Annotated in this window: 24 protein-coding genes, 1 tRNA gene and 1 pseudogene; 7 read left to right on the top strand and 19 right to left on the bottom strand. The window is 56.8% G+C overall.

The genetic code is table 11. The annotated features are described in order from the left end of the window. Window positions 1-139 precede the first annotated feature (139 nt). From AC1RKH_RS18655 to AC1RKH_RS18645, 3 genes are all read right to left on the bottom strand, one after another. Entirely contained in the window at window positions 140-826 is a 687-nt protein-coding gene (locus tag AC1RKH_RS18655; protein ID WP_493061734.1) for a phytanoyl-CoA dioxygenase family protein, read from the bottom strand. Window positions 827-1,419: 593 nt separating this feature from the next. Further along, window positions 1,420-1,848, bottom strand: coding sequence for a hypothetical protein (locus AC1RKH_RS18650; RefSeq protein ID WP_493061735.1), 429 nt, complete (start codon window positions 1,846-1,848; stop codon window positions 1,420-1,422). A gap of 61 nt (window positions 1,849-1,909) precedes the next feature. Beyond that, window positions 1,910-2,191, bottom strand: a complete 282-nt coding sequence (locus tag AC1RKH_RS18645; protein WP_493061736.1) for a DUF3761 domain-containing protein — start codon at window positions 2,189-2,191, stop codon at window positions 1,910-1,912. Window positions 2,192-2,330: 139 nt separating this feature from the next. On the opposite strand from AC1RKH_RS18645, the gene AC1RKH_RS18640 reads away from it, so the two are divergent. Both AC1RKH_RS18640 and AC1RKH_RS18635 read left to right on the top strand, forming a co-directional pair. Further along, window positions 2,331-2,618 (top strand): hypothetical protein, encoded by a 288-nt coding sequence (locus tag AC1RKH_RS18640; protein ID WP_493061880.1) that lies wholly within the window; start codon window positions 2,331-2,333, stop codon window positions 2,616-2,618. Next, a pseudogene (locus tag AC1RKH_RS18635) lies at window positions 2,570-2,877 on the top strand (lysis system spanin subunit); the annotation flags it as partial. The gene AC1RKH_RS18640 and the pseudogene AC1RKH_RS18635, both read left to right, overlap by 49 nt. A 74-nt stretch (window positions 2,878-2,951) precedes the next feature. Here AC1RKH_RS18635 and AC1RKH_RS18630 read toward each other — a convergent pair. From AC1RKH_RS18630 to AC1RKH_RS18600, 7 genes are all read right to left on the bottom strand, one after another. Further along, a complete protein-coding gene (locus AC1RKH_RS18630) occupies window positions 2,952-3,365 on the bottom strand; it encodes a hypothetical protein (RefSeq protein ID WP_493061737.1) in 414 nt (137 codons plus the stop codon). Window positions 3,366-3,683: 318 nt separating this feature from the next. Continuing rightward, on the bottom strand, window positions 3,684-4,028 hold the full coding sequence (locus AC1RKH_RS18625) for a hypothetical protein (RefSeq protein ID WP_493061738.1): 345 nt from the start codon (window positions 4,026-4,028) through the stop codon (window positions 3,684-3,686). Beyond that, entirely contained in the window at window positions 4,025-4,648 is a 624-nt protein-coding gene (locus tag AC1RKH_RS18620; protein ID WP_493061739.1) for a lysozyme family protein, read from the bottom strand. The genes AC1RKH_RS18625 and AC1RKH_RS18620 overlap by 4 nt, the downstream gene beginning before the upstream one ends. Window positions 4,649-4,781: 133 nt before the next feature. After that, window positions 4,782-5,279 (bottom strand): PAAR domain-containing protein, encoded by a 498-nt coding sequence (locus AC1RKH_RS18615; RefSeq protein WP_493061740.1) that lies wholly within the window; start codon window positions 5,277-5,279, stop codon window positions 4,782-4,784. A gap of 21 nt (window positions 5,280-5,300) precedes the next feature. Then, entirely contained in the window at window positions 5,301-5,987 is a 687-nt protein-coding gene (locus AC1RKH_RS18610) for a hypothetical protein (RefSeq protein WP_493061741.1), read from the bottom strand. Between the two features lie 808 nt (window positions 5,988-6,795). After that, on the bottom strand, window positions 6,796-7,482 hold the full coding sequence (locus AC1RKH_RS18605; RefSeq protein WP_493061742.1) for a glutathione S-transferase family protein: 687 nt from the start codon (window positions 7,480-7,482) through the stop codon (window positions 6,796-6,798). Window positions 7,483-7,551: 69 nt separating this feature from the next. Then, window positions 7,552-8,298 (bottom strand): SDR family oxidoreductase, encoded by a 747-nt coding sequence (locus AC1RKH_RS18600; protein ID WP_493061743.1) that lies wholly within the window; start codon window positions 8,296-8,298, stop codon window positions 7,552-7,554. A gap of 134 nt (window positions 8,299-8,432) precedes the next feature. On the opposite strand from AC1RKH_RS18600, the gene AC1RKH_RS18595 reads away from it, so the two are divergent. Beyond that, window positions 8,433-9,320, top strand: a complete 888-nt coding sequence (locus AC1RKH_RS18595) for a LysR family transcriptional regulator (protein WP_493061744.1) — start codon at window positions 8,433-8,435, stop codon at window positions 9,318-9,320. Between the two features lie 579 nt (window positions 9,321-9,899). On the opposite strand, the gene AC1RKH_RS18590 is transcribed toward AC1RKH_RS18595, so the two are convergent. From AC1RKH_RS18590 to AC1RKH_RS18575, 4 genes are all read right to left on the bottom strand, one after another. Next, window positions 9,900-10,898 carry an NADP-dependent oxidoreductase gene (locus tag AC1RKH_RS18590; protein WP_493061871.1) on the bottom strand — a complete coding sequence of 333 codons (999 nt, stop codon included), beginning with the start codon at window positions 10,896-10,898 and terminating at the stop codon, window positions 9,900-9,902. Between the two features lie 46 nt (window positions 10,899-10,944). Next, entirely contained in the window at window positions 10,945-11,814 is an 870-nt protein-coding gene (locus AC1RKH_RS18585; protein WP_493061745.1) for an alpha/beta fold hydrolase, read from the bottom strand. 82 nt (window positions 11,815-11,896) lie between these two features. Next, entirely contained in the window at window positions 11,897-12,685 is a 789-nt protein-coding gene (locus tag AC1RKH_RS18580; protein WP_493061746.1) for an SDR family NAD(P)-dependent oxidoreductase, read from the bottom strand. 39 nt (window positions 12,686-12,724) lie between these two features. Further along, the gene (locus AC1RKH_RS18575) at window positions 12,725-13,825 is read right to left on the bottom strand and encodes an alkene reductase (RefSeq protein ID WP_493061747.1); all 1,101 of its coding nucleotides are present in this window, start codon (window positions 13,823-13,825) and stop codon (window positions 12,725-12,727) included. A gap of 149 nt (window positions 13,826-13,974) precedes the next feature. Between AC1RKH_RS18575 and AC1RKH_RS18570 the strand changes: the two genes are divergently transcribed. Then, window positions 13,975-14,547: a TetR/AcrR family transcriptional regulator gene (locus AC1RKH_RS18570; RefSeq protein ID WP_185015398.1), complete on the top strand. Its 573-nt coding sequence runs from the start codon at window positions 13,975-13,977 to the stop codon at window positions 14,545-14,547. Window positions 14,548-14,783: 236 nt separating this feature from the next. On the opposite strand, the gene AC1RKH_RS18565 is transcribed toward AC1RKH_RS18570, so the two are convergent. Next, window positions 14,784-14,871: transfer RNA gene (locus AC1RKH_RS18565), tRNA-Ser, on the bottom strand. Window positions 14,872-14,995: 124 nt separating this feature from the next. Between AC1RKH_RS18565 and AC1RKH_RS18560 the strand changes: the two genes are divergently transcribed. After that, entirely contained in the window at window positions 14,996-15,667 is a 672-nt protein-coding gene (locus tag AC1RKH_RS18560) for a Bax inhibitor-1/YccA family protein (RefSeq protein ID WP_123425923.1), read from the top strand. Window positions 15,668-15,731: 64 nt separating this feature from the next. On the opposite strand, the gene AC1RKH_RS18555 is transcribed toward AC1RKH_RS18560, so the two are convergent. Continuing rightward, window positions 15,732-16,061 carry a YceK/YidQ family lipoprotein gene (locus AC1RKH_RS18555; protein ID WP_493061748.1) on the bottom strand — a complete coding sequence of 110 codons (330 nt, stop codon included), beginning with the start codon at window positions 16,059-16,061 and terminating at the stop codon, window positions 15,732-15,734. A 57-nt stretch (window positions 16,062-16,118) separates the two neighbouring features. Next, window positions 16,119-16,556 carry an Lrp/AsnC family transcriptional regulator gene (locus tag AC1RKH_RS18550; protein ID WP_019690796.1) on the bottom strand — a complete coding sequence of 146 codons (438 nt, stop codon included), beginning with the start codon at window positions 16,554-16,556 and terminating at the stop codon, window positions 16,119-16,121. A gap of 133 nt (window positions 16,557-16,689) precedes the next feature. Between AC1RKH_RS18550 and AC1RKH_RS18545 the strand changes: the two genes are divergently transcribed. Next, entirely contained in the window at window positions 16,690-17,583 is an 894-nt protein-coding gene (locus AC1RKH_RS18545) for a DMT family transporter (protein WP_493061749.1), read from the top strand. Window positions 17,584-17,590: 7 nt separating this feature from the next. Here the strand turns inward: AC1RKH_RS18545 and AC1RKH_RS18540 are convergent, their stop codons facing one another. Then, window positions 17,591-18,670 (bottom strand): FUSC family protein, encoded by a 1,080-nt coding sequence (locus AC1RKH_RS18540; RefSeq protein ID WP_493061750.1) that lies wholly within the window; start codon window positions 18,668-18,670, stop codon window positions 17,591-17,593. Window positions 18,671-18,700: 30 nt separating this feature from the next. After that, a complete protein-coding gene (locus AC1RKH_RS18535) occupies window positions 18,701-20,326 on the bottom strand; it encodes an NADP-dependent glyceraldehyde-3-phosphate dehydrogenase (protein WP_493061751.1) in 1,626 nt (541 codons plus the stop codon). Between the two features lie 206 nt (window positions 20,327-20,532). On the opposite strand from AC1RKH_RS18535, the gene AC1RKH_RS18530 reads away from it, so the two are divergent. Continuing rightward, a complete protein-coding gene (locus tag AC1RKH_RS18530) occupies window positions 20,533-21,945 on the top strand; it encodes a TolC family outer membrane protein (RefSeq protein WP_493061752.1) in 1,413 nt (470 codons plus the stop codon). The last annotated feature ends 97 nt before the right edge of the window (window positions 21,946-22,042 follow it).

The raw sequence follows: 22,042 nt of genomic DNA, 5'->3' as shown, positions 1-22,042 counted from the left end.
ACAAACCAGCAGCGTATGCCAAGAAGGTCGGATGCTCGGTCTCTACTGCAGTGGTCCGATTTCCCCGGACACCTCGATAGATTCATTCCCCAACTATCGAGGTGTTTGGTATTAGTTGACCACTGCAATATCAGCCTGGTTAGGCTATATAGCCCTCGAAGGCAAAATCCGAGGGATCGAACCGATCGGTCGTGTCCATCCGAATACTTCGCAGGCTCACTGTTTCCAGGTGTGATGCGTATAGAGGCTCCGAAAAGTAACTAATCAGGATAGAGCGACGGCGTGCGCCGATTGAGTTCAGACTGCCCGCATGCACTAAATCGACATCAAACACCAGGATGTCACCAGCGGAGCCAGAAAGCTGCACAGACCGGGACTCGTCATTGAAGTCGAATGGCGGCTCTCCCTGCTCAGGGCGATGGCTGCCGGGGACGATACGTGTCGCGCCGTTCTCGGAGCCATAATCGTCGAAATAAGCCAGGGCATTCACTATGTCGCCTGGCCGTTGGGCCGACAGGTCGCGGTGCAGCTGCTGATGACCGCCACCGGCAAGGGGCTCGCGACCCTCCACCTGCGAGAGGAAGAACCGTTCTGCGATCAACTCACCCACCACCGCCAGCACCTCCGGCAGACGACACACAGCCTGAACCTTCGAATCAGAGTCCAACAGCGAATGGCGCCAATCCATGCCACGCGGCACTGGCCATTGGTCCGCCGGCTTCACGCCCGCATCGAATACGGCACGAAGGTCGCCCAGCCACTCGGCCGGGATCGCTCGACGGAGCAGCGCATAGCCATCTCGATGGAGTTGCTCGCGGTCAGTCATAGCGTCCTCAATTCCCTTACCACCAACGCGTCTTGCAGAACGCCCCGGAGCTAGACAACAACATTGGGCAATAATCGGCCAATGGTTAAGCGTAGCTTTTGCGAGTCTAGTAAGCAGAGCGAACGGTGTTGAGTATTTACTTTGGGTGACTGGCCGTTTTTGGCTATGCCGGTCCGCTGTGACAGGTGGTAAGTGACAATGAACTGGCAGGTCGAACTGGGTTCGCAACCCTGTTCATTGACCTGGGCGGGTTCACGGAGGTCAATGACAAATTTGGTCACGATCGCCTCAATACCTCATTGGGCAGGGTATCGGAGCCAGCGTCGGCATTAGCATCTCATGCGACGGCGTTGATCTGGCCTTGAACGAAGCCGATGAAGCGATGCATGAGTCAAAGAAGAGTGGCAAGAATCGCAGCATGGTATACCGGACCAAACTGACATTGGCATTCACCGTATGAAAGCAATGAGTGATGAGGGGCTTCGGTTCCTGACAATTGGCGTGAGGCGCGACAGTTAATTTACCGACTCAAACGAGTGTGATAAGCCTAACTCTCGTCCTGGGCTTTTTCGTTTCTGTCTGCACGCGACGCTTTAAGGGACCATGCTTGCGAAAAAAATTGCTAGATTCAGCACTATGCCAAGGGCCACCCAGCCAAAGGCGATCAACGTCTCAAACGGCTTCCGTGATGGGGTAACGATGGCGAGTAATGCTCCGATGAGCGCGCCTGGGAAGCTAAAGAGGTAAAAAAGCCAAGCCATGGCCTCTGTGGCCCAGATGTCGAAAAGGTACAAATACAAAGCCATGGCTATTGCCATTCCACCTAGCGTTTCTCGCGATGCCTTGAATAGCAGAGCCACACCAAGAACTGCAGCTTGCGGTAACCAATAGGCCGCGAAATTACCCCAGAAGTATTCATCTTTTCGGGTTATCCAGACAGCAATGGCCAGGCCCAGCGCAATGCCTATTACTGATATCGAGATACGACTGGGCTGTGGAGTACTTTTTTCTGCTGATCCCATTCCTTGCGACCTTTGTAAAAGAGAGTGAAAGGTGCGGAAAGGCCGCTGGGCTTTTTTGTTTCTACAACCAAGCCATCACGCCACCATGACGCGAGCACGTACCGCGTCGGTGCTGGCTAAAACTGTAGGAATTGTCGCGACACTTGGCGGTTGCGCCCCCAGGGGCACGATTTGATTTCGTATGGGCAGGGCTGTGTACGGTTTTTCCGTCACTATTTTTGTACGAGCCATGCTCGACCAGTTGCGATTCGTCAGGAGTTACTGTTCGAGGATCTGTATCAGACCTTGCGAAAGCAGGCTGAAAGATCAAGCAAGCGGTAAGAGCCAGGAAGGCTAGTTTCATCTGGTGACCAATCCTTGGTGTGTGTAGGAAGAGTCTAGCCTAGCGCTAGGCTTTGTCGTTTCTGGTTGAAAGACAGAGGCGTTGCTGGGGACTCGCACCGGTCATGATGTTGTTATGCTATCAGAAATGGGGGCAATCGATGAGCGTCAAGAACTGGCAGGGCTGGGAGCCCGAGTGGCTAAAGCTCACCGAGCATTACAATAACGCCCCCGCGTCACCTGGGGCCTACATCATCTGCACTGATAGGGTCATCCACCGGGCAGTGGGTATTGATGAGAACGGAGTACTGACCATTGGCGAGTCAGATAATTTAAGGCGTCGGCTCGCTGCGTTTGTTCGATGCGCCAGAAACCCCGGCTCCGCTGGGCATATGGCTGGCTGGCGCTTCAATTACGCGTCATTCGAGAAAGTTTTCCCCCTGGATTGACCCACGCTCAAAAAGACCAGGCTCGCCTGCGCGATCACCTTGCTACTTCCGATCTACGGCTGTCAGTCCTCATCACGCAGCGGATTCAGCCAGTGGTTGCGCAGTGCCAGCCGTTACCGGCGCCGTGGTTCATGGAGGAGCGCGCGCCAGACTTGCCCCGGCGCATGCTCAACGAATTATCGGAATCACCGATTCCGGTGATCGGGGACTGATTGCGCTGGCGGCGTGCCAAGCGTATGTGAGGGAAGTCTTGCGCTGAGGCTGAATGACCGCAATTTTCGGCGTGGGGCGAGGTTCTGGCAAATGTCACCCCCCATTCAAGATGGTCGGTCGCTATTCCGTGCCGCCCCCGCTTGGTTTCGGAGGCGAGTCAGGACACTCATCGGCCCATCGCGTAACCGTCATGTCATTGAATTGCTCCCCGATAGTGTCTACACGCAGGCAAACACCGTTCTTTGTGTAGAACAAGATGCAACGCGAGCTATCAAAAGAGCAGACATCGACCTCGTAGTACTTGTGTGCAGCCAGCTCACGCTCCACGCCACTATATTCATAGCCGTCGGTGGTATGCATCCGCGTCGGCTTCCATCCTTGTTTGATGAGCTTGACCCTGGCGGCGACCAAGGGCTCACCGACGGCGATGCCTGCCGGCCCGCGCCTGTCGTTTGTCGCCTGCGAGCCATCCGCAAACGCTGCGCTAGTGCCGATGCAATAAAGTGCGACGAGCGCGAGGGTTGAAAACTTCATTTGACAGTCCCTCCAGCCGATTTGTAGCTCGCCAAAAACTCTGAATACTCGGCATAAGGCTGCGGCGGATAATGGTTCGCCTTTAACCGCTGGCTCGCCTGTCAGATTGCACAACCCGGTAGTCCCCGACAGAAACGGCCTACTGATACAAGCACCGCCGCTCGCACACACCTTCAGATTTACCACCGCGCTCGATGATGACAGTTCTCTGGTGTGAGCGAGCCAACAGCTTATTTTTTCAGGCTGAATTACAGACCAACTTCCCCCCTAGCAAGGTCCGAAGAATAGCTGGCTGATGTTGGTGTAACTATCCCCTCCCTAATACTTCTCAGGGCACTTGAAATCCCAAGCATCAATTATCAGATCTTTTACTTCTTCGCCAGTGGTAGTAATGCCTAGGCACTCCTTGTTTTTCTTGTAATTGAACTCGCAATATTGCACCCCTTGGGTGCATCTTTCGACTTCGCTAATACCCATGTTTTTAAGTATTACTGCAGTGCCAACCGGCTGCATCTCATTCGGTAAACTTGGCTTCCAGCCATGTTTAATCAATGCTTTTCGTGCATTTAAGAATGACATTCCTTTTTTAATAGGCACATCTGTTGCGTTCGCAAGAATGCTAACGCAACAAAGCAGAATGCAAGCAATAGGGTGTAGTTTCATTTTGTCGCTCCGCCAAATCTCTCGTAAGTGGTTAAGACATCGTCATACGGCATATACGGTTGACCGGATGGATGTCCCTTCAGCGGGCGATTAGCCATGCCGGGGCCCATCGGTAAAGATTCCCATTGTCCAGATGCTTTGCGTATTGCATCTTTAATGTCGCCATTTACGAGTGAATCGATCGCACGCACAGAACGGAGAATTTCGACTGCAGTCAAGTCCTGTGTATGCGGTGTGAAGTCAGATAAGCCCATTGCTGAAACAGACTGTAACTTCCATGTATTTATCGTAATTTGATACCTGCCTGATGCCGTAGTTGATCCGCCGTAACCTGCCCCCGGATGGGTGGACTCATCACTAAAAGTCCATTTTCCAGTTTTAAAACCCGGTGCCCAGCCATAACCAAATTTCGCGTGGTAGTTACCGCCTTCGGATTCGGCAATGGTATCCAAAAATGCCTTCACGTTCTTATTCTTCAAATACTCCTCATTCTCGGCCCGTCTTACCTGTTGCTTGGCGTCCAGCGATACAGTTTTTGGGGTGGAGTCTTTGACGGGCGTCACCGCTCTTGTGGCGACGGGAGACATTTTTCTGCCATTCTTGCTAAGCACTTCAGCCATGATGAAAGTCGCCAATATAGATTTTGACGCTCTCTGTCTGCCCCTCTGGGAAAACAGAAATAATGAAACTTTTTCTTTGGTCTGGGGAGGAGTGTGTGCAATCGGCTGTATCAAGGGCATCTGCTGTCATGCCTTAGTCCTCAAGAAACAGTTTGATTGTTTCGGGCAGGTGCGAACTCACTATATGCGTATATCCCATCGGATCACTTACACCATGTTCCATGCTGCCGTCAGCGCGTTGGATGGCGTAATCAAGATTGGGTAGAGGCTCGCCCGAGTTTTGGTCAACCAGTCTGAACTTGTCGCTGAAGTGCACTGGCATCGGCAGCAGGCCGCTGAAAGGGGCTGGTACGAAGGTGTCGCCAATAATGACCGTGCCGGATCCACCCATAACTACGTTGCCGTGGCCACCGGTACTGCCTTGAGTAGCGGCATTCAGCCCATTGATGAAAACCGTAGCGCTGACGCCACCCGTGATCGGGCTACCACATGCGGACTTATCGGTCATTCGAGCGGCGGCAAGGCCATCGAAGTTCACATTGGGGGAGCCGCTGACAATAGGATTTGTGCCATGCCCCGGAAGCGGGCAATTGGTGAGGTCTGTCACTCGGGCAGCAGGTTTGCCACTCATGGGAAGTTCCTTTTCAAGGTTTCAAATGGGGTAATAGCGGTCGATGGGCGAGTCGGAAAAGCGCCAGCACTCATCCATAGGGTTGAACAGTGCTCGGTGGTTTTCGCGCATGGGACGGCAGGCCAGCAACGCCTGCCAGGCGATTTCGACGCAGTTGTCCATGGCCTGTGTGGAATAGCTATCAAGCTGGTTGAGCCAGGCGTTGTAATTGGGCATACCAACGCTGCGGTAGGCACTGAGCAATATCTCGGCGACTTCTTCGCCCCAATGGATAAAGCGCCCCGGACTCCAGGGGCCTGTCTGGGCATAAATAAACCAGCCCAAGCTTGGCAAGTCACCATCTGCAAGTCGTAACGTGTCGCGCTGCGAGGAAAAACCACAGGTGATGTGGACGGTCAGCCAACCCTGGTGTTGCTGGATAAATCCAGTGGGGTCAAATTGTGCCAGCGGTACGACACGATAGCCTGAGTCAGGCATTGACCTGGCAACCAACTCAGCGTCCAGCCTTGAAACAAAGGCCCGAATCGCCTTGCCTTCGCCGGACGCCGCGCAAAGAATTTCAACCGGCGTGCTCGCAGGTATGTCGCCGAAACCGACGATGCGAACTAGCCCATAAAGGCGTAATGAGGTTTTTAGGCCGCTGGGATGAAGCGAGGTATCGAGTGTGCAGGCGCACGGGATGGGCACATCCATAGGTGCAGGGCGCATCAAATATTACCGTCCATGTAAATGTGCGTCGCGAAGAATGCCCCAGGCAGAAGTCGCGCTCAACAATATTTACAATATTTAGGTTGACGGCCAGTCAATGACCGCCGATTGCGTGGGCCGTATCGCCTTGGCGTTCGAGTCTGGCGCGGAGCGTCTGGTGTGGTTGACCCATTCGTGACGCAGGTTCATCCGCGGTGGTGCGGGGGAGGTGTGATTGTGTTCGGTCGGCAGGACGCCGGAGGAGGGGTAAAAACAGCGTTAGTTCTGGAACGCTTCCAGAATAGTTATGGAACACATCGTCAGAAGTGCTTTTGAGCCCAAACCCCAGAAACGAAAAAGCCCTGAATAATCAGGGCTCTAACGTACAAATATGGCGGAGGCGATGGGATTCGAACTCATGGACCTGTTACAGTCGACGGTTTTCAAGTCCGAAGATTAATCCATATATTTCAATGCCTTAGGCTGTATTCGTTTCCGCTAGGCAGTGTTCGTTAATGCTCTGGAGGCCTCTGAAATCAAGGGGGAGGTAATTATTTGCGGAAACGAATTTGGCCGGTATTTGGTGTTCTGGGTGGGCTCATGATCGCCCTAAATTTCATATCTGCAACCGAGAGACTGCGCTTGATGAAAAGCGACTTTCATCTGATCAACCGCCCAAGTCAGGCTAGTAAAATGAAACTGCCCAAACGCATATGCTTTCCTGAAGAATAGGAAAGCGGGCCTCCTGCAAATTCGCAAAGGAGACCCAGCTCCACGGTCGCACCAGGCTAAGTCCCGCCATACGAGACACTGGACTGATATTTATGACTCATCTGACTAAAATGGCCTTCACCTCCAGCAGATGTTTGCGTAACCGGTCTGCATAATCCTCGGCGACAGCAGCCTGAACGCTAGCGCGATTGGCCAGTGCATGACGCCACTCGGCAATGCGACCAAGTCCATCAAACAATGAATGACTTGGTTCGAATCCCAGTATGTCGAAGTAGCGAAAAACTGTGGCTACAGCAATATCCACCATACTGAACGTCTCGCCAGCGAAGTACGGCCCCTCCATCTTTTCACCGCCAAGTCTCTCCAGCTTTCCCCTCAGCGCTGAAGACTTACCAAGCGCTGTCTGCTGATCCGTTGCGTTCAAATATCCCCATGCATCAGCAAGCATACCAGTGGCAAATTCGATCCAAGCACGGTGTTGAGCACGGGAAATTGCATCTTTCGGGTGCAAAGCGGGCTCCGGATACACCTGTTCGATGTATTCACAGATAGCCACGCTCTCGAAAAGTACAGTCGCTTCCTCATCGCCTTTTTGCACCATTAGAAGCGGGACTCTGCCCGTTGGCGACATGACCAGAAACCAGTTGGGCCTGTCCTTCAAATCCACATCAACCCGTTGAAATGGAGCCTCTTTTTCGAAGAGTAAAATTGCTACTCGCTGAACAAACGGACAAAGCCCGTGGCTAACAAGCGTGAGCCGTGATTGCGACATTTGAATACCCACTGTTATTTCGACAACACCCGCTTCCGAGCGGGAAGCGGGCTGTATAGAAGCGAAGTTGTGACTAGCCCATTAAAGCGAGCGCCCACCATCAACAATAATTTCCGTTCCGACCGTCCAACGAGACTCGTCCGACGCCAGATACAGAACCGCCTTAGCTACTTCTTCAGGCGTACCGAAACGGCCAAATGGGATAGTCGCAGCAATATCTTTGTTGACCTGCTCGCGGTAGGCATCGGGGATACCCGCCTTGTCGTACAGCGGCGTGTCGATCGGACCAGGGCTGACCGCATTTACTCGAACACCACGCGGTAGAAGCTCGCTAGAGAGCGTTTTCGACATGTTCAGAAAGGCAGCCTTTGTTGCGGCGTAAATGGATGAACGCGCGGCGCCCAGGTGCGCACTGACCGAGGTGTTAAGAACCACCGATGCAGGGTTGGAGAAGACCGGCAGCAGTGCTTGCAGGAGGAAGTAAGGGCCTTTGACATTGATGTCAAAGGAGCGGTCAAACATCTCCTCGTTCCAGTCTTCGATTGGCATCCAGACGGATACGCCAGCATTGAGGAAGGCAACGTCGAGCTGCCCGTAATGAGACTGAACAGCCTGCGCCAGCTCCTTCTGGGCTGTGACACTGGCGGAGTCGGCTCGTAACACCAGAACCTCGCTGCCTAAGACAGCTTGGGCGTTTGCCATGGACTCAGGATTAACACCAGTGACGATCACCCGAGCGCCTTCTGCGAGGAATTGCTTGGCGGTCTCCAGACCAATGCCACTTGTGCCGCCAGTGATGAGCGTACGCTTGCCTTGTAAACGGGACATGTAAATTTCCTCTCTTTTGGGGCGGCCAGCCGGACGACTGACCTTCTGAGAGCAACTATGTATTCATGCCAGCGCGCTGATAAGATGGGAAAATAGAATAGATCTCATGCAAAATCTGCATGAAAAGGGGCGTGATGGACCGGTTGTTACTGATGAGCTGTTTTGTACGCGCTGTCGAGACAGGTAGTTTTTCTGCTGCGGGACGTGATCTAGGACTAGGGCAACCGAACGTCAGTCGTTACGTCGCTGCTCTTGAAGACCATTTGCAAACCAGGCTGCTTCACCGATCCACACGAAAGCTGATGCTCACGCCCGAGGGTGAACGGTACTACGCAGATGCGCGGCGTATTCTGGACTCAGTGGAACAGTCAGAGTCCTCACTGAGAGGGAACGTAGCGCCGTCTGGGTTACTGCGCGTCGCTTGCCCGACCGCATTGGCTCACACCTTCATCGTACCGCACGTCGCGAGCTTTCTAGGGCGCTATCCCGAACTGTCGCTCGATCTTCAAATCAATGATCGCTACGTCAATTTAGTCGACGAGGGGGCAGAACTCGCGATTCGTATTGGGCACCTGGAGGACAGTGCAATGCGAGCCCGGCCACTAGCGTGGTTCGAGCGTGTGTGCGTTGCCAGCCGTGCGTACCTAGAGAAACGTGGCTCTCCCTCTTCGCCTGATGACCTGAAGGAACACGACTGCCTCATTTATACCCTCCTATCCACTGGAACCAACTGGCGGTTTAAGGATACTGATGTCCCGATCTCCGGACGACTGCGTGTCAACTCGCCTGAGGCGATACGTGAGTACGTCAATGCAGGATTGGGAATCGCGCAGGGGCCTCAATGGCTTTATGAGGAAGGGCTGAGAAGTGGCAATCTTCAATTGCTGCTTAACGAATACGTGGCGCCACCCGTCCCGATCCAAGTCGTATACTTAGCGAATCGGCTGCTGCCCCAGCGAGCCATCGTTTTCATGGATTTTATGGCGGATGTTTTTGCTGCATTCCATGAGCGCCCTAAATAGCCTCCTAGCCCACGGCCAGGGTGCGAACGGAGAACCATCAGCATGGCGGCCCCTTGGGCGAAAATCGCTGCACACTCACCATTCTTGCTCGTCAACGGGGCTTTAAGTAGTCACACCGGACTGCAGGGCTTGCCTCTCAAAAGTGTCCTGATTTATTGCCAACGCCGATTCGATACATCTCTAAATCAAAGGTGCAACGCTCATCTCATGCGGTTAAGAAAACGGGGGCAGATTTATTTATTTGGATCACCGACCGCTTCTGGCCGAAAGCAGCAGTTTCCGACTTTCCCCTTCCGGCTAGAATCATTCACTCCACTCCTTCCCATCACAAACAACTAAGTGGCGTTAGCGATATTCGAAGCTATCCACGCTTGGGCTACTTTTATGCAACCAGTCTCTACTGCTCAAGCATCAAACGACGCCAGAGGATCACTGGTGGCGTAACAGGCAGCGCGTCTGTTTGCTGCGCTTCCTGTTTCTGAAACGCTGATGCATTCACTTCGGGCAGCACGGATGAAGAATGCGTGTTCGCTGAACGTTGCTCAGGCTCGTCAATCGACTCATCGAAAGGCAGCGTAGTCATTTGATCGAAATAACGACTTTGCCCTTGGCGCGTCCCTGTTCGACGTATTTCAGTGCCTCTGCCGTTGAATCAAAGGTGAAGACACGGTCAAGCACCGGTTTGATAATGCCGGCCTCGACCAGCGCGGTGATGTGCTGCAACTGCGCGCCGTTGGCACGCATGAACACAAACGTGTAGCTGACGTCCTGCTTGCGTGCCTTGCGCCGAATACCCAGGCTCAAAAGGCGCATGACCTGCTGCAACGGCCAGGACAAACCTTGCTCCTTTGCGAATTGCGCGGTGGGTGGCCCAGAGATGGAAATCAGTTGACCACCGGGCTTGAGCACCTTGAGTGATTTCTCCAGAACATCGGCGCCGAGGCTGTTCAACACCACGTCGTAGCCGTGCAGGACACTCTCGAAGTTCTGCTTTTTGTAGTCGATGACCACGTCAGCCCCCAGCGCCTTGACCCATTCGACATTTGCGGTGCTGGTGGTGGTCGCGACAAAGGCACCTAGGTGTTTGGCGAGCTGGATGGCCACCGTGCCGACGCCACCGGAGCCGGCGTGAATCAGCACCTTCTGGCCCTTTTGCAGGCGAGCGGTTTTCACCAGAACCTGCCAGGCGGTGAGTGCTACCAAGGGCAGGGACGCGGCTTGCGCCATGCTGGTAGTGGCCGGTTTCAGGGCGATCGCGTTTTCGTTCACCGCGATCAACTCAGCGAAGGTGCCGATCCGCGTTTCCGGCGGGCGGGCGTACACCTCGTCACCTGGTTGGAAGCGTGTCACCTTCGAACCGACTTCTCTCACCACGCCCGCCAGGTCATTGCCCAATACCAGCGGAAACGCGTAGGGCAGGATCAGCTTGAATTCGCCGCTGCTGATCTTCGAGTCCAGCACGTTGACGCTGCTGGCATGGACCTCGATCAACACATCGTGAGCACCCACTGCGGGCGCGGGCACTTCGCCGAGGCGTCCGGGTTGCTTGCCATAGCGGTCAATCAGAAAGGCTTTCATCGGGGTGCGGCTCTTGTCGGTTATCAGGAGGGTAGTCGGCGCGTGGTCAGGCATCGAGGAACGCCTGAGCTTTGGCCACAAAATCAGCGTGGTGCTGGAAAATGCCGCCGTGACCGGCATCCTCATACATCACCAGTTCTGCGCTGGGGATTCGCTTGGCCAGCTCAAGCGAGTTGACGCTGGGCACCATGATGTCGGTGTCGCCGTTGACGATCAGCGTCGGCATGCGCAAGCGTTCGAGGTCTTGCAGCGCCTGTTGGCCCCACGCGGTGATGGCTTTCAACTGCCGCAGGAAAGCGCGGGGCGTCGGGCCCTTATCGCGATTGTGTTTGCGTGCTCGCAGGCGCTGCAAATACTGCGAGGCGGATCGACGGCCATTGGCTGTCGAGGTGAAGAACAGGTAGAACTTGGGATCGCGCAGGGTCAGCAAACCTTTGAGGATCAATGGCCACGACACTGCGCCGACCTTGTCGATACCCTCGCCACCGGCCGGTCCGGTGCCGGTCAGAATCAGCCGCCGCACCCGATCAGGCGCCTTCAGGGCGAGGTCCTGAGCGACGAAGCCGCCGAGGGAGAAACCCAGCACATCAACGGTTTCCAGCCCCAGCGCCTGGATCAGCTGGATGGCGTCGTCAGCCATCTCGCCGACGGTCAGTGGCGCGGTTCCACCCGAGCCGCCGATGCCGCGATAGTCGGTGGTAATGACGCGACGGGTTTGCGCCAGACCATCGATGATCGCTGGGTCAAAGTTGTCCAACACCGCGCCCCAGTGGTTGAACAGTACGAGGGGCGCGCCGACGCGCGGGCCGATGTCGCGATAGGCGAAGGGAGTGCCGTTGACCGTGATCGACTGGTTCGCCGCATTGATGAACAACGTTGGCGAAGCGGAAAGGGGATTTGTCTGAATTGAATTCATTGCTGCTCCGGACAGCGGGTCGGATTCGATGCAGTGACTTGGGCCTGCATCGAATCTGCCGCGAGTGCTCGCTACCTAAAGATCACTGTGGGGTCTGGTAGCGCTGGGCAACCGCAGACTGACGGATTTGCCCCAGCAGGCCCTGACGTGCGCCCTGCAGGTCATGCCAGCGCTGCGCCTCGTGCAACGGCGGGATGGTCACCGGTTCACGACGATCGAAACCGACGAGGGCGGCATCCACCAGATCGCCTACCTCCATGATTTCGCTCAAGGTGTTGATGTCGACGCCGGAGCGATCCCAGATTTCCGTGCGGGTGGCGGCGGGCAGCACCGCTTGCACGTAGACGCCCTGAGGCGACAGTTCCAGGCTCAGGCCCTGGGACAGGAACAGGACAAAGGCCTTGGTCGCACCGTAGACCGTCATGCCGAACTCCGGCGCCAGGCCCACCACCGAACCGATGTTGATAATCGCACCGTTGCCGGCCTTGGCCAGGCGTGGAGCGATGGCGCTGGCGAGGCGCACCAGCGCGGTGGTGTTGAGGGCGACCAGTTGCGCCACTTTGTCGGTACTTTGATCGACGAAGTTGCCGGACAACGCGGCGCCGGCGTTATTGACGAGGATGCCGATGCGGGCGTCGTCGCGCAGGCGGTTTTCAACGGTGGTTAAATCGCCGGGTTGGGTCAGGTCCGCCGGGATCACATCGACGGCGACGTCGTGTTCGTTGCGCAAGCGCACAGCCAGTGCGTCGAGGCGCGCCTGATCGCGGGCGACCAGGACCAGATCGTGACCGCGTTGCGCGAAGCGCTCGGCGTAGACCGCGCCAATGCCGGTGGAGGCGCCAGTGATCAGAACAGTAGGGCGAGTGCTCATGGGTTATCTCTCTTTCAGAATGTGAGAAACAGAACGCGCTCAGCTTGCGCTGACGCTCGAGTCAGCCAGTGTCGGGTAGTCGATGTAGCCTGCCGCACCGCCGCCATAGAGGGTGGCGGGATTGAACGCGGACAACGGCGCGCCACGTTTCAGGCGTTCCACCAGATCCGGGTTGCCAATGAACGGGCGACCGAAGGCGATCAAGTCGGCCTGGTCTTCAGCGAGCTTCGAAGTCGCCAGGTCCAGGTCATAGCCGTTATTGGCGATATAGGTGTTTTTGAAGCGCTGGCGCAGGGCAGCGAAATCGAAGGCCGCCACGTCACGCGGGCCACCGGTCGCGCCTTCGACGACATGCAGATAAACCACGCCGAGGGCGTCGAGTTGCTCGGCGACGTAGTCGAATTGCGCCTGCGGATCGCTGCTGGATACGCCATTGGCTGGTGACACCGGCGACAGACGCACGCCGGTGCGGTCCGCACCGATTTCATCTATCACCGCTGCCGTCACTTCGAGCAACAGACGTGCACGATTTTCAATCGATCCGCCGTAAACATCGGTGCGCAGATTGGCGTTGTCCTTGAGGAATTGATCGAGCAAATAGCCGTTGGCACCGTGAATTTCGACGCCATCGAACCCGGCGGCGATAGCGTTAGCCGCCGCCTGGCGGAAGTCGGCAACGATCCCCGGCAGTTCGCTGATGTCCAGTGCGCGCGGCTCGGAGACGTCTTCAAAGCGGTTGTTGACGAACACTTTGGTGGCGGCGCGCAGTGCGGAAGGTGCCACCGGTGCTGCGCCGTTTTCTTGCAGATCAACGTGGGAGACGCGGCCGACATGCCACAGTTGCAGGAAGATTTTTCCGCCCTTGGCATGCACAGCATCGGTGACTGCACGCCAGCCGTCGATCTGCGCCTGGGTATAGATCCCGGGAGTGTTCTGATAACCCTGGCCCTGTCGGGAAATCTGCGTGGCTTCGCTGATCAGCAGACCGGCGCTGGCGCGTTGGCTGTAGTAGGTCGCCGCCAATTCGCTGGGGACGAAACCTTGGCCGGCGCGGTTGCGTGTCAGCGGCGCGAGAGCGACGCGGTTCGACAGCGTGAGGCTGCCTAGCATGTAAGGGGTGAACAGAGTCTGCTTGGTCATCTGATGAATCTTCCGTGCCCGTTGATGGTGATCGGTGGTGCCTGCAATTAGGATGATGATCGAAATCTAAACTGTCAACGGTTTTGATTATGGGTAACATCTATGTATCATTGGACGCAGGATTTCCCGCTGAACACGAGGTATTGCACGTGAGAGTGACCAAGGCCCAGGCGCAGGCCAATCGAGAGCACATTGTTGAAACAGCCTCAGAGCTGTTCCGTGAGCGCGGCTTTGACGGCGTCGGTGTGGCGGACCTCATGGCGGCTGCCGGTTTCACCCATGGCGGCTTCTACAAGCACTTCGGGTCTAAGGCCGATCTGATGGCCGAAGCTTCGGCGTGCAGTCTGGCCAAATCGCTGACAGGCGCCCAAGCGCTGGATGTTGCGGGCTTCATCAACGTCTATGTGAACAGAGAGCATCGCGACGGGCGTGGCGACGGTTGCACCATGGCCGCGTTGGGCGGCGACGCGGCGCGCCAGTCGGATGAGGTGAAAGCAACGTTTGCCGAGGGCATTGAACACACCCTGCAAACTCTGGGCGAGAAATACCCTACAGGGCCTGATGCCGAGGCGGGTGAGGGGCGAAAGAAGATGATCGACCTGCTGTCGCGGGCCGTCGGCGCGATTATCCTGTCGCGTGCCTGCCCGGATGATTCCGCCCTGGCGGACGAAATTCTTGAGGTGTGCCGCGCGGAAATGTTGGCTTCGTTGCCGGTCGATTAAGTTGAACCTATGTTGAGCGGAGATTAATGCAAAGCGCGAGCTGGCTATCTGTGCAATAAAAACACGCTACAAACTTTTTGACTCGTTTGTTTCGAGCGGGATGGGTTGTGTTGCGAAATGAGAGGGTTGCGGAAATGACCAAAAAGATGCGGAAACGATCCGGAAAGGTCGACGCAGAAATCTCAAACCCCAGAAACGAAAAAGCCCTGAATAATCAGGGCTCTAACGTACAAATATGGCGGAGGCGATGGGATTCGAACTCATGGACCTGTTACAGTCGACGGTTTTCAAGACCGTTGCCTTAAACCACTCGGCCACACCTCCGTATTGCGTTGCGGGCGCCATAATACCTGAATGAAACACACTGTCAAACTCTCTGCATAGCTTGTTACAGAGCGTCTGTTATGATCTTTGCGACTGAACGTTTCAAACCTACAGGAGTGTCGCCATGCGCGAACAGGATTACGCAGTTAATAACAGCGTGCAGGCTGAGCAGCTAGAGGTTAGCCGCGTCCTGCGCAACACTTATGGCTTACTCGCCCTTACGCTCGCATTCAGCGGTGTGATGGCGTTCGTCGCTCAGCAGATGCGTGTCGGCTACCCGAACGTGTTTGTGGTGCTGATCGGCTTCTACGGTCTGTTTTTCCTGACCAACAAGCTCCGTGACTCGGCGTGGGGCCTGGTGTCGGCGTTTGCGCTGACCGGTTTCATGGGGTTCCTGCTGGGCCCGATTCTCAACCGTTACCTGGGCATGCAAGGCGGCGCTGAAGTGGTCAGCTCGGCCTTTGCGATGACTGCGCTGGTATTCGGCGGTCTGTCGGCCTATGTGCTGATCACCCGCAAGGACATGAGCTTTCTCGGTGGTTTCATCACCGCTGGTTTCTTCGTCCTGCTGGGCGCGACGCTGGCGGGCATGTTCTTCAAGATCAGCGGTCTGCAACTGGCGATCAGCGCGGGCTTCGTGCTGTTTTCTTCGGTCTGCATTCTGTTCCAGACCAGCGCCATCATTCATGGCGGCGAGCGTAACTACATCATGGCGACCATCAGCCTGTATGTATCGATCTACAACCTGTTCATCAGCTTGTTGCAGCTGTTTGGCATCATGAGCCGCGATGACTGATCGCCAGCCTTGAGCAAAAAACCCGCTACGGCGGGTTTTTTGTTGTCTGGCATTCGGGCAGGGCTCACTCGGTGACGATGATGCTGCCGTCGGCCTGTTGTCGGTAAACGGTGTAGGGCAACAGCAGGGTGTCGAGTGCGCCGGAAATGAGTGCGTCGATCAGGACGACGGGCGTAGCGTTTTTGTGGTCCTGTTCATCGATGCCTGAATGCAGTGGAGCATTCAGTGTGCAGAAATCGTAGGCCACGCCGCTGTAGATTCGGGGGACGGCGCCGCAGTAGCTTTTCTGTTTCTTGAGGCTCTTTATGGCCACAGCGTCAGGGCGCGCAACCGTTTGAATGGTGCCGCACCCGGCGAGCATCAGCGCCGCCAACAATAGTGCCTGAGTTTTCATACCGCCAATCCTTCGCCGGAAAACCCTCAATCTACGTGGTTCGGAACAAAACAGCACTCACGCCATCGGCGGCAACCGCCGTTTCACCGGGGTCTTCTTGACGATTGCGGTGTTGGTCTCGGCATAGCTGTTGAGGCGGTCGAGCAGGGTGTCCAGTTGTTCCATCGACCGCACGTGCAGGCGCGCGATGAAGCAGTCATCGCCGGTGACCTTGTCGCATTCGGTGAACTCGGGAATGGCCTGTATCTGCCGTTCGACATTCTGCAACTGACCGGGCAGCGGGCGGATACGGACGATGGCCTGCAGTTGATAACCGAAGCATTTGGGATCGATGTCGACGGTGTAGCCCTTGAGCACACCACGCTCTTCAAGCCGGCGCAGGCGCTCGGCGACGCTGGGCGATGACAGGCCGCTGATTTGTGCCAGGGCCTTGAGCGAGCGTCGGGAGTCTTCCATGAGGGCTGCGATCAGCAGTTGGTCAATGTCGTCAGTCATGCAAACCCCCATTAGGCAAATGCTTGAATCTGCCTTGATAAAAAAGGTGAACTGGCAGTTTAGCCTGCATTTGACTCTGGAGTAGCGCGGCGGTGGATTGGCATACTTTGGGCTCATATCGAGGAGCCTGATCATGGATACAACACTGCGCCGTGGTACGTTGGAAATGACTGCCGCCATGCTTATTTCCGGGACCATCGGATGGTTCGTGCTGGTCTCCGGCCAGCCCGTGCTGGACGTAGTGTTCTGGCGCTGTGTGTTCGGCGCTGCGACCTTGCTGCTGATTTGCGCAGTGTTCGGCTTCCTGCGCCCGGGCATTTTGAGCCGCAGCACATTCTTGCTGGCGGTGCTCAGCGGGGTTGCGATTGTCGGTAACTGGGTGCTGTTGTTTGCCTCCTATTCCCGAGCTTCGATTGCCATTGGCACGGCGGTCTACAACGTGCAACCGTTCATGCTGGTTGGGCTGGCGGCGTTGTTTCTGGGTGAGAAAATCACCGCACAAAAGCTCTTTTGGCTGGGTGTCTCGTTTCTCGGGATGCTGGCAATCGTCAGTGCGCATGGCGAGCAGGGCGCGGGGGGCGGTGAATACCTGCTGGGGATTGCACTGGCCTTGGGCGCCGCACTGCTTTATGCCTTTGCCGCGCTGATCATCAAACGCCTGACAGGCACGCCACCGCACTTGATCGCGCTGGTTCAGGTCTGCACCGGCGTGCTGTTGCTTGCGCCCTGGGCGAATTTTTCTGCGTTGCCGCAACAACCCAGTGCCTGGGCCAGTTTGCTGACCCTGGGCATCGTGCACACCGGTGTGATGTATGTGCTGCTTTACGGTGCGATTCAGAAACTGCCGACGGCACTGACCGGCGCACTGTCGTTCATTTACCCAATTGCGGCGATTTTCGTTGACTGGTTCGCCTTCGGCCATCGCCTCGAACTGTTGCAATGGGTCGGTGTGATCGCGATTCTGCTGGCCGCCGCCGGTATGCAACAAGGTTGGGGCAATGGCGTTCGTAAAGTCGCGACGCAGTGACCGACGTTCAGATTTTCCAGCGCGGCGCGGTCTTCACCAAGCGCTGGCGCATGTCATTCAGGTTGGCGGTCAGTTGTCGGGTCAGTAATCGGTAACCGTCGAGCGCGCTGTAGACCGGGGTGCCCATGGCGGTCTGCGGTGCGGTTTCATCGGTCGTGCGCTCCAGGCGTTGTGTAGTACCGGATTGCAGCGCCCGGGCCATGCCAATCAGTAAAACGCGAACCTGCCGGTGCTCGGCTTTCAGTGCCAGTTGCATTTGTGCCATGGCCTGTTCGTCGCTTGCTTCGGGGCGGGTGTTGGCGAGGATTTCCAAAGTGCTGATGCACATCCGCAAATTGCGCTGGAGGGCGTCGAGCTCGGTCATGGAGATTCGCACTTCCTTGGACACTGAAGGCATCAGCGAGCGCAGTTGCACCATCATGCCGCTGAGGCGTCCCAGCATCTTCAGGTAGTGGTCGTCGGTGACCGATTGGCCACTGATGATCCGGCTGTAAATGCTCGCGCAATCGCGTAACGCACTGGCGAGTTTGTAGCGCCAGGAGTAGACCGCGTACAGCGGCAGCGCGAAGGAAAAGGCCAGGGCCAGGACGATCCCGATGAGGATATCGACCGTGCGCCAGAGCCCGTCGGTTACCGGATTATCACCATGACCCGCGACGATGAATACGGTGATCGCCGACAACAGCGCGGTGTAACCGCCCTTGCCAATTGCGTGGTAAGAGAAGAACCCGCAGACCACCGACATGCCGAAGTAGGTCAGCCATGGCAGGCCGAGCCAGGCCTGCTGCGCCACCAGCAGCAAGCCCACGCCAGCGCCGATCAGCGTGCCATACGCACGCTCGGCGGCTTTCTTGCCGATGTTGCCGTGGTGCTGCAATCCGCCGATCACTACCAACATGGTCACCGACGCCCATTCACCATGGGGCAGGTTAATCCCGGTGGTCAGCAGAATCGTCGCCAACAGCCCCAGCGACACCCGCACGGCGTGGATCAGTTTCGCGTTGCGATAACGCCGGTACGGGTCCAGTAGCGGACGTAGCAGCCGGCGCAGCAACGGTGGCAGTCGGGATGATCGAAGGGCTGTCATCGGGTTCGCGGGGTATCCTCGGTGTGCGCTCTAGAAAATATAGTCGGTGGTCAGGAAACTCGACTCCCGTCCGCGGATGATGTCGCTGATCAGTTCCTTGTTGCTCTCCTGAAACTTGGTGGCGACCAGCGTACGGATCGAAAATGTCCGCAGCGCATCGTGCACCGACAGCGTGCCTTCGGCCGAATTCTTGCGCCCGTTGAACGGGAAGGTATCCGGGCCGCGCTGGCACTGGGCGTTGATGTTGATCCGCCCGACCTGATTGGCAAAGATATCCACCAGCCGCCCAACCTCGGCGGGATTGGTGCCGAACAGGCTCAATTGCTGACCGAAGTCTGACTCGAGGACGTAGTCGATCACCGTGTCCAGGTCACGATAAGGCACGATAGGCACCACCGGGCCGAACTGCTCTTCACGATAGACGCGCATGTCGGTGGTCACCGGGTACAGCACCGCCGGATAGAAGAACGAACCACGTGCCTGGCCGCCATTCTCGTTCACCACTTTGGCGCCTTTGCTCACGGCATCGTCCACCAGCCCGTGCAGGTAATCGACCTTGCCTGACTCTGGCAGCGGGGTTAGCGACACACCGCTTTCCCACGGCATGCCCGGTTTGAGAGAGGCCAGCTTATGGTTGAATTTCTCGATAAAACGGTCGACCACCTGTTCGTGGACGAAGAGGATCTTCAGCGCGGTGCAGCGCTGGCCATTGAACGACAGCGAACCGGTGACGGCTTCGTTGACCGCATTGTCCAGATCAACCTCGGGCAGCACGATGCCGGGGTTCTTCGCATCCAGCCCTAAAGCGGCGCGCAAACGGTGCGGTTTCGGGTGAAGTTTTTTCAGGTCGCTGGCGGCCTTGTTGGTGCCGATGAAGGCAAAAATATCGATCTTGCCGCTGGCCATCAGCGCGCTGACGGTCTCGCGGCCGCTGCCATAGATCACGTTGATCACCCCGGCCGGGAAGCTGTCGCGGAAGGCTTCCAGCAACGGGCGAATCAACAGGACGCCGAGTTTGGCCGGTTTGAACACCACCGTGTTGCCCATGATCAGCGCCGGAATCAGCGTGGTGAAGGTCTCGTTCAACGGGTAGTTGTAAGGCCCCATGCACAAGGCGACGCCCAGCGGTACGCGGCGGATCTGGCCGAGCGTGTCCTGCTCCAGTTCAAAACGGCTGGAGCGACGGTCGAGTTCCTTGAGGGCGTTGATGGTGTCGACGATGTAATCGCAGGTGCGGTCGAACTCTTTTTCCGAATCCTTGAGGTTCTTGCCGATCTCCCACATCAGCAGCTTGACCACCGCCTCGCGTTGCTCGCGCATGCGGGTAAGGAACGCTTCGACATGCTGAATCCGTTCGGCCACCCGCATCGTTGGCCAGTTGCCCTGACCACGGTCATAGGCGCGGACGGCAGCGTCGAGGGCCGTCAGCGCGGTGTCGGCGTCGAGCAGCGGTGTGCTGCCGAGAATGACTTGTTCATCAGCGTTATCACTGGCCAGGTAGACCGGGCTGCGAACCACCGCCAAGGGGCCGTTCCAGATCTTCAGGACGCCATCGACGAGATATTCGCGTTGCTCGACCGGATCGCCCAGTCGGTATTTTTCCGGGATGTCGGCGGCGGTCGGGAACAAGTTGCCGAGGATGTTTGCTGTGGTCATGTCGCTACCCCGTCTGGATTGGGTGATGCGGATAAGGTTTTTATCGCCAGACACTGCCATGAGGTCAAGACCTGTCAGCAGTGTCTTTTCCAAGAATGATGGCCAGTGGCTACAAATCATCCTTGTTGCTGCCTTGGGCTCGGCGTAGGATGCGCGCCCTCATCAGCATAGCTGAATCGTTTTATCAGATTGCAACATGGATTGTTATGACTCATTCCACGCGTTTTTTTACGCCGCTTTTGATTCTTGCGGTAGCGACGACCCCGCTGATGGCCGACGCAAGTCCGCAACGTGCCGATTTACTGAGTGTTTATCGACAGGCCGTTGAGCACGATGCTCAGCTGTCAGCGGCGCGACATGATTACCAGGCTCGACGCGAAAGTGTCCCGCAAGCCCGCGCCGGATTACTGCCCACGCTCAATGCGGGGAGCACGGTGGAGTCTGTCCGGCTGCAACGAGATGAGCCGGGCCTGACACGTACCCGCAGCACATCGGTGTTTCAGGCCAATCTGAATCAGCCGCTGTTTCGTGCCGATCGCTGGTTTCAGCTCGAGGCCGCCCACGCCAGTACAGCACAGGCTGAACTTGAGCTGGGTGCGAAAGAGCAGGGACTGGTTCTGACGACGGCACAGACTTACTTCGAAACCTTGCGCGCACTGGATCTGTTGGCCGCCTCCAAAGCCGAGGAAGCGGCGCTCAAGCGTCAACAGCAACAGGCTCAAGCTCGCCTGGAGAATGGTGCATCGAGCATCACCGACGTGCTCGATGCCCAGGCTGCTTACGACAACGCAGGGGCCAATCGAAAACTGGCCGAGCGCAAGGTCGATGATGCTTTTGAAGGTCTGGCGCGTTTGACTCGCCAGGAGTATTCGGCGATCGAAGGGATTCAACATCAGCTGCCCGTGGAGCTGCCGACACCCAGCGATGCCAATACGTGGGTGAGTCAGGCGGTACGTCAGAATCTTGCGTTACAGGCCAGTAGTTACGCCGTGATTGCTGCCGAGCAAACCAATCGCCAACGCAAGGCCGGCTATGCACCGACCGTCGATGCGGTGGCGTCCTGGCGCAAGGGCGACAACGACAGCTTCGGCTATAGCAACCCGACCGACTTCGGGCGTAATGGCTACCGGGGCGATGTCACCCAAGGCAGCATCGGACTGGAGCTGAACGTTCCGTTGTTCGCCGGCGGCATGACCCGCTCGCAAGTGCGCGAAGCGACAGAGCGCCTGGCCCAGAGCGAGGATGAGCGTGAAGACCGGCGGCGTGAAGTGGTGCAGAACACCCGCAATTTCTATCGCGCCGTCCATTCCGATATCGAGCAGGTGATTGCCCGGCGTCAGACGATTCGCTCCAGCCAGGCCTCGGTCCAGGCCAATCAGGTCGGCCGCGATCTGGGCTCGCGTAATACCGCTGACGTGCTCAATGCCCAGCGCCAGTTGTACAGCGCCGTGCGTGAATACAACAACGCCCGTTACGACTACATCATCGATACGCTCAAGCTCAAGCAGGCGGCGGGGACGTTAAGTCCAACCGACCTGAGCGACCTGGCGATGTACCTGACCAAGGACTACGACGCGGATCGGGATTTCCTGCCGATGCAGGAGCGCAAGGCGCTCTGACCATCATTTCATACAGCTGAGTGAAATAAATCTCAGGAAATGATGGCGTATTGATGTCTAATGTTTCAAAATTGTTACAACCTGTTGAAAGGTTTAC

This window comes from Pseudomonas sp. GW822-FHT06B12 (assembly GCF_058799675.1).
The sequence above is the reverse complement of the archived record's forward strand: the minus strand, read 5'-3'. Positions and strand labels throughout refer to the sequence as shown.